At 40.2% G+C, this 12,135-nt stretch carries 14 protein-coding genes and 1 tRNA gene; 13 read left to right on the top strand and 2 right to left on the bottom strand.

The features are described from left to right. Positions 1-3: 3 nt before the first annotated feature. The 3 genes from PKC96_07690 (at position 4) to PKC96_07680 (ending at position 2,864) form a co-directional block, all read left to right on the top strand. On the top strand, positions 4-903 hold the full coding sequence (locus PKC96_07690) for a family 43 glycosylhydrolase (GenBank protein HMM01185.1): 900 nt from the start codon (positions 4-6) through the stop codon (positions 901-903). A 236-nt stretch (positions 904-1,139) separates the two neighbouring features. Beyond that, a complete protein-coding gene (locus tag PKC96_07685) occupies positions 1,140-1,481 on the top strand; it encodes a hypothetical protein (GenBank protein HMM01184.1) in 342 nt (113 codons plus the stop codon). A 9-nt stretch (positions 1,482-1,490) separates the two neighbouring features. Then, the gene (locus PKC96_07680; protein ID HMM01183.1) at positions 1,491-2,864 is read left to right on the top strand and encodes a cation:proton antiporter; all 1,374 of its coding nucleotides are present in this window, start codon (positions 1,491-1,493) and stop codon (positions 2,862-2,864) included. A 38-nt stretch (positions 2,865-2,902) separates the two neighbouring features. Here PKC96_07680 and PKC96_07675 read toward each other — a convergent pair whose 3' ends face one another. Next, on the bottom strand, positions 2,903-4,360 hold the full coding sequence (locus PKC96_07675) for an endonuclease (protein ID HMM01182.1): 1,458 nt from the start codon (positions 4,358-4,360) through the stop codon (positions 2,903-2,905). A gap of 126 nt (positions 4,361-4,486) precedes the next feature. On the opposite strand from PKC96_07675, the gene PKC96_07670 reads away from it, so the two are divergent. Together PKC96_07670 and PKC96_07665 are read left to right on the top strand one after the other, a co-directional pair. Next, entirely contained in the window at positions 4,487-5,050 is a 564-nt protein-coding gene (locus tag PKC96_07670; GenBank protein HMM01181.1) for a DUF5698 domain-containing protein, read from the top strand. 1 nt (position 5,051) lies between these two features. Next, complete coding sequence (locus PKC96_07665) at positions 5,052-5,858, top strand: 1-acyl-sn-glycerol-3-phosphate acyltransferase (GenBank protein ID HMM01180.1); 807 nt, start codon at positions 5,052-5,054, stop codon at positions 5,856-5,858. Here the strand turns inward: PKC96_07665 and PKC96_07660 are convergent. Continuing rightward, a complete protein-coding gene (locus PKC96_07660) occupies positions 5,852-7,579 on the bottom strand; it encodes a glycoside hydrolase family 2 TIM barrel-domain containing protein (GenBank protein HMM01179.1) in 1,728 nt (575 codons plus the stop codon). The genes PKC96_07665 and PKC96_07660 overlap by 7 nt on opposite strands. Before the next feature lie 64 nt (positions 7,580-7,643). Here PKC96_07660 and PKC96_07655 point away from each other — a divergent pair, with 64 nt between their 5' ends. From PKC96_07655 to PKC96_07620, 8 genes are all read left to right on the top strand, one after another. Beyond that, entirely contained in the window at positions 7,644-8,099 is a 456-nt protein-coding gene (locus PKC96_07655; protein HMM01178.1) for a GAF domain-containing protein, read from the top strand. 46 nt (positions 8,100-8,145) lie between these two features. Further along, the gene (locus PKC96_07650; GenBank protein ID HMM01177.1) at positions 8,146-8,616 is read left to right on the top strand and encodes a glutathione peroxidase; all 471 of its coding nucleotides are present in this window, start codon (positions 8,146-8,148) and stop codon (positions 8,614-8,616) included. A gap of 108 nt (positions 8,617-8,724) precedes the next feature. Then, positions 8,725-9,189, top strand: a complete 465-nt coding sequence (locus PKC96_07645; protein HMM01176.1) for an ATP-binding protein — start codon at positions 8,725-8,727, stop codon at positions 9,187-9,189. Positions 9,190-9,198: 9 nt separating this feature from the next. Next, complete coding sequence (locus PKC96_07640) at positions 9,199-9,780, top strand: hypothetical protein (protein HMM01175.1); 582 nt, start codon at positions 9,199-9,201, stop codon at positions 9,778-9,780. Next, positions 9,777-10,832 (top strand): CotH kinase family protein, encoded by a 1,056-nt coding sequence (locus tag PKC96_07635; GenBank protein ID HMM01174.1) that lies wholly within the window; start codon positions 9,777-9,779, stop codon positions 10,830-10,832. Before PKC96_07640 ends, PKC96_07635 begins: the two co-directional genes overlap by 4 nt. Positions 10,833-10,884: 52 nt before the next feature. Continuing rightward, positions 10,885-10,969 (top strand) — tRNA-Leu (locus PKC96_07630). Between the two features lie 98 nt (positions 10,970-11,067). Next, positions 11,068-11,385, top strand: a complete 318-nt coding sequence (locus tag PKC96_07625; GenBank protein ID HMM01173.1) for a type II toxin-antitoxin system RelB/DinJ family antitoxin — start codon at positions 11,068-11,070, stop codon at positions 11,383-11,385. Continuing rightward, positions 11,385-12,080, top strand: coding sequence for a Fic family protein (locus PKC96_07620; protein HMM01172.1), 696 nt, complete (start codon positions 11,385-11,387; stop codon positions 12,078-12,080). Before PKC96_07625 ends, PKC96_07620 begins: the two co-directional genes overlap by 1 nt. The last annotated feature ends 55 nt before the right edge of the window (positions 12,081-12,135 follow it).

Genomic DNA, 12,135 nt, shown 5'->3' with positions numbered 1-12,135 from the left:
TTTATGGAAAAACAATTATTGCTATCAGAAATACATATGCGTGACCCATTTGTCTTTGCCGATCAAAAACGGCATCAATATTGTCTTTTTGGCACCACCGCCGACGGATCGAAAGGTCGATTTGAAATGTATGTTAGTGAAGATTTGGTTAATTTTAAAGGCCCGTATGTCGTTTTTGATTTAAAAAACAATGATGATTTTTGGGGAAAAGAAGACTTATGGGCACCGGAAGTTTATTACGTTGAATCACTTAAAAGTTATTTAATGTTTGCCACTTTTCACTCGCAGGATCATAAACGGAACACAGTTGCTTTAATTACCGACGATCTTTACGAAAAGCCATTTACCCTTTATAGCGATAAGATTACGCCCCCGATGATGACTAACCTTGACGGGACTTTGTTCTATGAAAATAAACAACCCCGAATTATCTTTTGCCATGAATGGTTGGAAATCAACGATGGCTCATATGTATATGGAAAGTTAACCCCGGATTTAAAGGCGATTCAGGAAGATAGTTTAAAAGTTCTATTTCGCGCCAGTGAGATTCCATGGAGTATTTCCCCCTCCTTTTCCAAGGACGGGAATGATTACATTAGCGATGGGCCATATGTAATTCAAAAGGGATCATGCCAATTTTTACTGTATTCAACTTTTGGCGCAAATGGCTACCAAACCGGATACTGCTATACAAAAAACAAATGGAAAAGCATGCATCATAGCCTTGAGCCGCTAATTGAAAAAAATGCCGGCCACTCGATGGTGTTCAAAGGTTTTGATCATAATGACTACATTATTTATCATGCCAAAAATGATTCTCCCGATGTCGTACCGACCATTAAGCGGATCACAATAAAAAAAGGCGGGTTATTTTCTAAACCCCGCCTTATAGTGTCGGCTTGAATGCTTCCCACCATTAAGTGGATTTTCAAAGTCAATTTTATTCGGACATAAGTTGATAACCTCAGTTAAAAGTCTCGCCCAACGGGACTTTTTTTTGTTGCTTAAAACAAAGCCGATCAACTAATTGAAAGTCATTCTTTAATTGCATAATTTAATCGGTAAAATTACTATCAATTGACACTTTTATTTAACAAATAAAGGTATATACTAACTAGGTGAAATGAGGTGCATTTTCTATGAGTTATTATTTATTATACGTAATTTCGGAAAACACTGATAATATGCATGCCATGTTAAAGGAGCTTTCCCAAGCCGGGTTTAATGGAACGATTATTCCCACGGCCAGTCTTCGTCACGCGATAACCTGCGATACCTATGTTGGCGATATGCCAATGTTTGGTAATTTAAACGATGTTGTCCACGACAAGTATCAGTCCAATACCACATTATATATCGTGGTAAAAGGCAATGATCTTGAACGGGCCAAATCAATTGTTCGTGATGTCACCCAAAATTTCACTCTTACCAAGGGTGGAATGTTTGATGTCGAACTTCATGGCTATGAAGGGAGTTTTTAATAGACGATTATGTTTTCAATTGTTAATTCACTTTTAATTTTTGCTGAGGGCGGGACGACAACGCTATCAATTACCGTTCTTCATTTAGCTTTAGCTTTGGGATTGGGACTTCTATCCACTCGTCTGATGAAAGTTGTCAAACTTCCCAATGTCACCGGATATCTTTTGGTCGGAATTCTTCTTGGACCGACTTTATTGGGAAATGTAAAATTTGGAAATTTCTCTTTTGGATTAAGCAGCGCCGACATCGCGAATCTTTCGGTTTTTTCCGATATCGCCCTCGGGTTTATCGCCTTAACTATCGGTACTTCTTTTAAATTGGGTACTCTGAAGAAAACGGGCAAGAACATTATTATGATTACCGTCTTTGAAGGGGTCATCGCAATGTTACTGGTCATGCTGGTTTTGATTATTATTCACCTGATCAATCACGAGATTGTTCCGCTTCCGGTTGCCTTTACCTTAGGGGCTATCGCTTCCGCAACCGCTCCGGCCGCCACTTTGATGGTTGTCCGCCAATATCGGGCTCGGGGACCGGTTGTCAGCACGCTTTTACCGGTGGTGGCTCTCGATGACGCCGTCGCCCTAATTTCTTTTGCGGTTTTCTTTTCTATTTCCAAAGTGTTAGCCAACGGCGGAGCCATTGATATCATCAGTATTCTGATTAAACCGGTAACGGTTATTATCGCTTCTTTGGCGGTGGGATTCTGCTTTGGATACGTCGCCTCGTTCGCCTGTCGCTTTTTTAAAAGCCGGGCCAACCGTTTGATGATATTGATTTTCTTTGTTTTTCTGGGAGTCGGTGTTTCAAGCATTACCTGGTGGGGGACCAACTTTAGTTCCTTGCTTCTTTGCATGATGATTGGCGCTTCATTTGTCAATTTCCGGAAGAATGATGGTGAGCAACTGCTGGAGCAAGTCGATCGTTGGACACCGCCGCTTTTTATGTTCTTCTTTATTTTGAGCGGAGCAAGTTTAAGCTTTAACAAAGGTGGCAACGCTTATCTTTATATTATTTTGGCGGTTTATGTTCTCGCTCGGGTCAGCGGTAAATTCCTGGGAGCTTTCTTGGGGGCTACGATTACGAAGAGCGACCCTTCAATCAAGAAAAATCTCGGCTGGATGCTTATTCCTCAAGCCGGTGTGGCTATTGGTCTGGCGACGCAAGCACAGCGGACTTTCCCGGAATTAATCGGTGCCGGTTTCGGCGATATGACCTATGGCGATATGATTCTGTTTGTTATCTTAGCCGCAACGATCATCTATGAAGTTATCGGCCCGGTCGTAACGAAGATTGCGCTTAAAAGAGCGGGTGAAATTCCTGAAGCCGATAATGTTACGCCTCGGGAAAAGGCTGATGCCGCGGCTAAAGCAGTTCAATAAAAAATAAAACTTGATGCTCAACACATCAAGTTTTTTTATTATCGTTTCCTGGATTTAGTATTCTTCTTCCGTTTTCGTTTGCTTTTCTTTGTAAGAAGAGTGGAGCCGACCGACAATATAATGATTAGAGCGGCACCCAATATCTGATAGAGAGTCGTATTATCAATTCCGGGAATGATTGACTTGGCTTGAACCATAATTGAGTAGGTGGCCGTTTTTAAGATATTATTTTCGCTATATGAAATAGTCACGGTAAATTCTCCGGCCTCGTTTAGCAAGTAACCATCGGTGTAAGACGAAGTATAGTTATCCACTGTATGGCTCGAGCCATCGCCCAATTTGGCGGTGACAATTAAACCCTCGCCACTAAATGCTTCACCGATATAATACTCGGTTTTAACTTGGTCAGTATTCAAAGAGATGCTGGCCAGGTCAAAGGGATTAACTTCTTGACTGGCGCAGTTTCCGATTGTGCAGGCGCTTCCCGTCTCGATTGTGGCTCCAGGGCCGTCGTAAGCCGTATCATAGACAATGTTCACCCATTCCGGATGGTCGATATAGGGGTTGCGATTGTGTTGAAAATTAATGTCGATCAGATTATTACGATGAATCTCGTAATCGCTTACGGGATCAAGTTCATTCCATTGGAGCAGTGTTTTAAGAAACGCCATCTTTCCCGGGCTTGTTGGACTGGAACTAACCGCGGTTGAAGTATAGGTTGGCTCATCCAAGATGACAAGTTTAGGCTCGGCAAGACTCTTCCATTCATAGTAGCGTGTAGCCATGTAGAACAAGGCGCGGGCAACATCCCCTCGGTCCTCTTCTGGAGGAGCAAAAACAACATAATTTGGTGAGTCAAGGCTCGTTCCTCGAAGTGAGGTCGTAGGGTTTCCTCGTTCATCCGACAGGGACTCAACATTTTCGGTGGGCATACCATAATCATAATTGCTGTGAAAATTATTTATTCCCTGATCGGCGGCGATTAAGTGGTGAAGATCGGTTCCAGCTGGGGCGTTCGTATCGAAATTGCCGTGGGACTTTGCCCAAACGTGCTCTTTATTCCATACAGTAGTGTGGTCATCGCTCCACTTGATTGCGGAAGCAGTTCCGTTATAATTTCCGCCATACAAAAGTTTCAAATACGGATCGCCGATACCAGTATCAACCGAAGGATTCCAATTGGCCAGTTGCGTGGGGCTTAACGGCGAAAGCGCCCAATCGCGATCGGTAATTTTCATGATGTCAACATCTTCAGAATATGTGTAGGCAGTGTGATCTTTTATGATGTCGTGTAGACGCGACTTTAACTCTTCACCCTGATAACCGTCTACTCCTTGATAGTAGGAATTCACCTCGCTATCACTCTTGTCAAAAGTAGAAATGCTCATCGTTGAGAGCCCTTCAACTCTTAAGGGTTTAACCGAGCTTTCTAGCCTGAAGGAAGCGGTTAAAGTTATAAGCGATAAAACTGACAGCCATTTAAATCTTTTTTTCATTATTAAGCCTCGTTTTCAATTATAACAAACGAGGAATGAAATATTGATTAATAAGTCTATCTTATTGTTAAAAAGTTTATTTCTAGTAAAATGATATCAGACTTTAGCGATGAGGAGTACTTTCTTATGGATGCCATTATAGCCTTTTTTACCGCGGTTCCTTGGTGGATGTTGTTATTTATTTTTCTGGCTAAATTACTTGAGGTTTCAATCTCGACAGTACGGGTAATTTTAGTGCAAAGAGGGTTTAAGACGCTCGGAGCCATTTTATCCTTTTTTGAGGTTTTAATTTGGGTTTTTGTCGCCGCCAATGTCATCGATGATGTCTCCACTTTTCCATTAAAAGGTATTACCTATGCCCTCGGATTTGCTTCGGGAGTAGCCTTGGGCTCGACCATCGAGAAAAAACTGGCCTTCGGTAAGGTCCTTTTACAAGTAATAGCCATTCCGGAAAAAGCTACTGAAATAGTTCACCTCGTTCATGAGCGAAAGATTGGAGTTACCTCCATCAAGGGGAAAGGTTTTAATACCGACCGTACCATCTTGATGATATTTGTCGAACGCCGTCATGCTCCGGAATTAATTAACGACATTAAGGAAATAGATAATCAGGCGATGGTAGGAGTAAGCGATATTAATAACGTTTACGGAGGATTTTTACCGCGTCGGTATTCTTTGTTGCGCAAGTAGTATGATGAAAAGACATAAAAAAACCATCTATTACTCCGATTTGTTAAATGATGATTTTTCGGGTAGCCGGGTTCCACAAAAAAAGATTAATAGCAAAAACTTTAAATATATTCACAAGGGAAAAATATATCGTTTTTGGAGTTGGTTTCTGTACTATTTTTTTGCGAGTCCAATTGTGGCCATCGTTACATTCTTTGGCTTTAATATTATTGTCAAAGGGCGGAAGAATGTCCGTTCACTAAAGAAAAAAGGCTATTTTATCTATGGGAATCATACGCGCTGGATTGATATGGCTATCCCCTATGTCAATGTTGGACAGGGGAGAAGAGTGGCACTGGTGGCCAATCCGGCCGCGGTGGGGATCAAGGGTTTAGGTTCGTTTGTTAATATGTTGGGAATACTTCCTCTTCCTCAGACCTTTGGCGGGGCGAAAAACTTTTTGAAAGCGATGGAGTACCGTCTCAGTCATCACAATATAATCGCAATTTATCCCGAGGCGCATATTTGGCCTTTTTATACAAAAATAAGGCCTTTCAGTGATGCGTCGTTTGGTTATCCGGTTTCGTTTAATGCTCCGGTAGTGGCCATGTGCACGGTATATAAAAAAGCCTTCTTTTTTCCAAAAATTAGAAAGCCGAGAATGGTCATATATCTCAGTAAACCCTTTTACCCGGATCTAAGCCTTTCCAAAGTGGAGGCAAGTAAAAAACTTCGCGATCAGTGTTACGATTTTATGAGTAAAATCGCAGGCACGGAAAACGAAGTTGAATATTACGATTACGTATTTAAAGAGAAACAAGATCAGTAGTGAATCTTGCTTAATATGGAATAGATTTTATCGGCGTGCATTTTTTCGATCTTCCGGTCGTAAGTAATAAGGCCATTAGTCTCTTCTTCCACATCGCATAATTGCGTGTAGATGACCCCGGCTAATCCGGAAAGAAATAGGGGCATTACCTCTTCGCGATATAATTGAATAAAAGCATTTTCTAAGTCAATCGTGGTTTTGAATTTTCGATAACCATACTCTTTCTCTTCGTTAAAACGATGAAAGTCAAGAGCTAATGAATAGCCGCCAAATTCGGAGATAAAATATGCCCGGGAATCTTTTTTATTCGCCGGCTTAAGTTTTCTAAAGTAGCGATGAACGCTATTGAAATCGCCCGCTTTTTGGTCAAACCAACCCGAGGCGCTGTCGATTAGGCGCGTCGGATCAAGGCTCTTGACAAAGTTGGTTAATTTTACGCTATCAAATTGACCCCAACCTTCGTTAAAGATAGTCCAAATAACGATGGAAGGATGTTTTTGTAAACGGCCGACATTGGTCCTTACCATATCGATAAACTCTTCGCGGTTTCCAGCGTCTTTACGACCAAATGACCGGTACTTGGTGTCTTTACGATGGGTAAAGCCCAAAGAGGGAACAATCGTCATCATTGAGAAGTGATAATCGCCGCCGCTGGGCATATCCTGAATAACGAATACTCCCAAAAGGTCGCAATAGTAATAAAAGTAATTATCTTCGATCTTGATATGCTTACGGATAGCATTAAAGCCAAACTTTTTAGCGAGCAAGATATCCTGTTTCAATGCCGTTTGGGAAGGAGGCGTCAAGCCCGATTCGGGCCAGTAACCCTGATCAAGCAGGCCGTTGATAAAATAAGGCCTGCCATTAAGATGCATGACTGGTTTTCCCCGATGACCGGGGCCAATGCTGACATCGCGGAAACCAAAATAGCCGGTTATGTCGTCACTATCGTTGTAAAGACGGAAAGTGTATATGAAAGGATCATCGGGTGACCACGGATGACCTTCGATAAAATCAATTTCAGTAAGAGGTTGATCAATTTCCTTTACGATGATGGGAGTATTGTTTTCGTAGACAGTAAGAGTATAGTGAAATTTTTCCACACTATTGACAAGATGAAAAACTATTTTTTGATCGCGAACGTTGGCGGTGACATTGTAATCGATAACGTAATTAGGATTGACGGCCTCAAGCCAAACGGCTCCATATATTCCCGAGGTGGGGCTATACCACATGCCGTGTGATTTTAAAGTTTGCTTACCCCTTTCCTGCCGACCACTGTCGGTCGGATCGGAAACTATGACTTCCAGGGTATTTGTTCCCTTTAAATATGAGGCGATATCGATTTCAAAAGGGGTGTAGCCGCCCCGATGAACGAATATATCTTCGCCGTTAAGTTTTATTTTGGCGGCATAGTCGACGGCTTCAAAATGTAAAATAACTTTTGCTTTGACAAAACTTTTGGGAAGGGAAAACTCTTTTGAATAAACGGCGGTTTCCTTTGGTAGGAGTTGGTCTTTGAATCCCCCAAGAGCACTTTCGATGCTAAAGGGAACAAGAATCGTTCCCTCACGGCGACTTTTATTGGCCTGATCAAGAATTTTTATATTCCATTTGCCATTTAAGGAAAAGAAGGAGTTCCGAACAAGAGCGGGACGTGGGTAGCGATTGATATCACCACTGGAGATCATTATTCCTGTTTTGGTATACATTTCATTCATTTCGCAAGCCTCCGCATAACTATTGTATAATTATTATATAATATACATTAGAAAGAAGTAAGTTATGAATAAAAAACAGCATTACCAACTGGTTAAGGAAAGTCTCGATGCTCTACTGACGGATTCGCCGACAATTATTGCCAGTTTGGCTAATACGGCAGCCTTACTGAAGGACGAGTTTTCTTCCTTTTCCTGGGTTGGCTTTTATCTTTTAAACGAAGGTCAGTTGCAATTGGGACCTTTTCAGGGAAAAGTAGCCTGCACGACAATTGAAATGGGAAGAGGGGTATGCGGAACGGCCGCTGCCGCGCAAAAAACAATCTTGGTTGATGATGTCCACCAGTTTCCCGGGCATATTGCTTGCGATGAAGGTAGTCAAAGTGAAATCGTCTTACCAATAGTTTTGCCCAACCAATTTTTTGGGGTATTGGATATTGATTCTTATCGGTCAGCAAATTTTGATCAAGAAGATAAACAAGGACTTGAGGACATAGTGAAGATACTGGTCGAGCATCTTTAGTGCAGTCAGAAAAAGATACTGCTACTATATTCATGAGGTGATAAAAATGAATGTGTATGATTTTATCGTTAAAAATAATAAATTAGAAGATGTGAGTCTAGCTGCCTACAAGGGCAAAGTGCTCTTAATCATTAATTCAGCTACGCATTGCGGATATACCAAGCAATATCCAGCCTTAGAGGAACTTTATAAAAAGTATAAGGATCAGGATTTTGTCATTCTTGATTTTCCATGCAACCAGTTTGGTGGACAGGCCCCGGAAGATATTGATGAGTATGTCGGAATATGCACGTTGAAGCACGGGGTGACATTTCCAATCTTCAATAAGATTAAGGTGAATGGACCCGCGGCCGATCCGTTATACAAGTTTTTAAAAGCAACGGCCGTGGGCGGCGGAAAACGTATACGGTGGAACTTTACCAAGTTTTTGGTTGATCGTAATGGTGAGGTTGTGGGTAGGTTTGACTCCGCGGTGAAACCGGAAGAACTCGATCCAGAAGTTGCCAAATTACTATAATAAGAGCGCGCTATGCGCGTTTTTTTTATAAAACATATTTATCATAAAAAAAATATGATAAAATCTTTCTATAAACCTATAGAGTTAAAAAGGTAAAGGAGTTTTCTCATGAAAACCTTGATTGTACTCACTGCCGTTCCCGGAGCAGGAAAAAGCACTTGGGCCGATAACTATCAAAAAAGTCATCCTCACACCTACATTGTTTCTGCCGATTCAATCCGAGAAGAATTTTTTGGGAGTCGAAAGAATTTTTCTAACGAATCATTTGTTTGGGCGACATTTCGCAAACGAATTCATGACTATGCGCGTATTCATGATGACGTGACCGTCATTCTCGATGCGATAAATGCTAAAAACGAGTATCGCCAAGAATTTGTCGAAAAGACACCCGAATTTGATATTCACCATCTGGTCTATTTGAAAAAACCATTAGCCGTGGCATTAGCCCAAAACTCTTTACGAGCCAAGGAACTGATTGTGCCTCCAGAAATCGTCGCTAATTATTTTGCCCATATCGAAGAGCCGAATCCTTTAATTCACGATTTGTATACCAAGGTAGAAATTATCAATTAGGAGCTACAGATGAAAAGAAAGCATTTATTGGCGGTTCTCCCCTTCCTGCTGACCGGTTGTACCTTTGGCGGTTCCTCATCTTCTTTAGAGGACTCAAGTGATACAAATACCAGTTCATCACTTTCCTCGGAGGACAACTCTTTAGGCTCAACTTCCAGCAGCAGTGTTGACTCATCCAGTATTACGGATCCGTTAGAGGATTTTACCGACATACCGCAACCGAGTGATGCCTATATCGTCAATAGCGAGGAATACCTTTCTTTTTGGAATCCCAACACTAAACTTAGTTTTAGTTTTGCAATGTCAGCGCAAAATATTCAAAAAATGTCTGACTTTGGAGCCCAAAAGGATGACCCTTTAAACGAACTTTATCTTCCGGCAGACCTGGTTTTAACGATGAATGACCACGAGTACTCAATTGATGAAGTGGGACTGCGGGTCAAAGGGAATACTTCGCGTCATAATTTTGCCAGTGCGGGAACCATCTCTTCCCCGATTAGTTTTAAAATATCCTTTAATGAGACCTGGCAGGAAGATTTTTATGAAACGCACGGTCTAAAAAAAACATGGACGGATGAAGAGATGCTTTGACAGAACGTGATGATCGGACGCTTTTTGGAATGAAAAAAATCGACATTAAGTGGAACAACACCAACGATCAGAGCTTAATTAATCAACCATTTGTTTATCGTTTATTTCGTAAATATAACGCTTTCTCTCCCCATTCCACTTTGGGAACCTTTACTTTTGACAACGGCAGCACGATAGTCAATATGGGAATTATGACTGTCAATGAGCCGATTGATAAGACTTTTATGCGGCGATATCTTACTAAAAAGAATGCCGCCGGTGATTTATATAAGGCGCTATATAATTCGCAGGGAATGGCGGATTTAACTCCCAACAATGCTTTTTATGAGAGCAATGGTGAATATTTCATCAACCCCAATGGTGTCGGCGTGGAAGACACATTCAATTACTATCATCCGAAATATGATTTGAAAACGAATGAAGACGAGTCGACCCATACCGCCTTACTTAATCTTCTTGTCACTCTTAACACCAACCAATATGCCTCCGCCGATGTGATGAAAGATGAGTTAGAAGCCGCGGTTGATATGGATGCTTTTTTACGCTACGCGGCGCTTAGTTATTTGACCGGAAACGAAGATGACTTAAGAAATAACGGAAATAACTATTATATATATTTTTCGCCGGCAAGTAGTCAGGCTTACTTTATTCCATATGATTATGATTGGTCGCTTGGAGTCGGATATGACGGTAATGGAGGCCAGGCCATGGCCACCATATCGCCCTACCATTCAAAAATGCAGGGGTCTAATCGCGACTGGCAGCATAATCCCTTATATTGGTATACAATTATTGACAACCAAGAGAGCGATAATTCTAGTAAGTACCATCTTATTAGCGAGTATCAAAATCAATATGCTGCGTATGTAAAGTCCTTTGCTAATAGTGAATATTTCTCTTTGGAGGCGTTTAACAAACTGTATCAAGCTTATTACCGAAACTATTCGTCATTTTCAAGCGATGTTGAATCTAATTCGACCTTCAATGGTGTTGACACTTTTGTTAATTACTACAATGCAATGATGACCACGATTGCCAACTATATTGATTAAAGCGCAATTATTTGTTTCTTTTGGCGGCGCTTCGTAGTATATTGATTTTGCTGCAGCTGTGGCGAAATTGGTAGACGCGCTAGATTCAGGTTCTAGTGCCGAAAGGCATGCAGGTTCGAGTCCCGTCAGCTGCACCATATTTGTCTTGCTTAACTCCCTTTTTAGGGAGTTTTATTTTACAATGATTTATTAATGTGTATCAAATGTGATACAAAACTTATGAGGTGATTGATCAATGAAAAACGATGTCATACATGTTAGGGTGAGTAGCGATTTAAAGGAAAATGTGGAATCTATATTAAGTGATTTAGGTATAAATTTATCCTATGCTATTAATATATATTTGAAGCAAATTGAATCAAAAAGAGGTATTCCTTTTGATGTTGTATTACCAAGTAAAGAAAAAATATTAGAAATAAATACTCTGGCAGAAGCTTTAAACTTGACCGGTGGTAAAGAAGTATCAAATTATGCAAATAAAATCATCAGTCTATATGCTCAGGATTTTATTGATTATGAAACGGCAGTGTTTGCATTAGGAAGAAATCTCTAATGAAAGATCCATATTTATATGAAAATAGTGATTGCTTAATCAATAAAGCCAATCTTAAAGATAAAGTGAAACTGGAAGAATTTGAAAATAGAATGACTAAGGTTGCACTTGTTTCAATTTTTAAAAGTGAAATTAAAATTAATAATTCTCAGGATATATTCATTATTCACAAAACACTATTTCAAAATGTTTTTGAATGGGCGGGAAAACCACGTACGATAGATATTTACAAGAATGAACCTGTCTTAGGTGGAATGAGTGGGGAGTATAGTCCTTACTACAAAATAATTAATGACTTAGAGTCCATTGACAAAAAGTATTTTAATCAAGAATGGAAGGCATTAAAAAAAGAAGACTTTATTCATCTATTTACAAAAATGATTGCAAGTATCTGGCAAGTTCATGCTTTTAGAGAAGGTAACACCAGAACTATTTCAGCATTTGCTTTTCTATTTCTAAAACAACAAGGATATTCATACAATGCAGAATTTATTAAAGATAAAGCTAGATATTTTAGAACTGCATCAGTGATGGCATCGTTAAATAAGCATTCAGAATATAACTACTTACAAAATATACTAAGCGATGCTGTAAACATCAATTTGGTTGAGAACACCAATAAATATTCAAAGATTAAAGAATACAATGTTGATTCGTATAAGTATCAATATCATAAGGTAAAAGATGAACAATAAATGGCATATTCTATGTTATAGCTTGATTCGTTTAGGTGATACGGAAGGATTTCTT

It is taken from the genome of Bacilli bacterium (genome assembly GCA_035326105.1).
Classification (GTDB): Bacteria; Bacillota_I; Bacilli_A; order RFN20; family CAG-826; genus UBA7706.
Note: the sequence above shows the minus strand (reverse complement) of the source record. Positions and strands in the feature narration are given on the sequence as shown.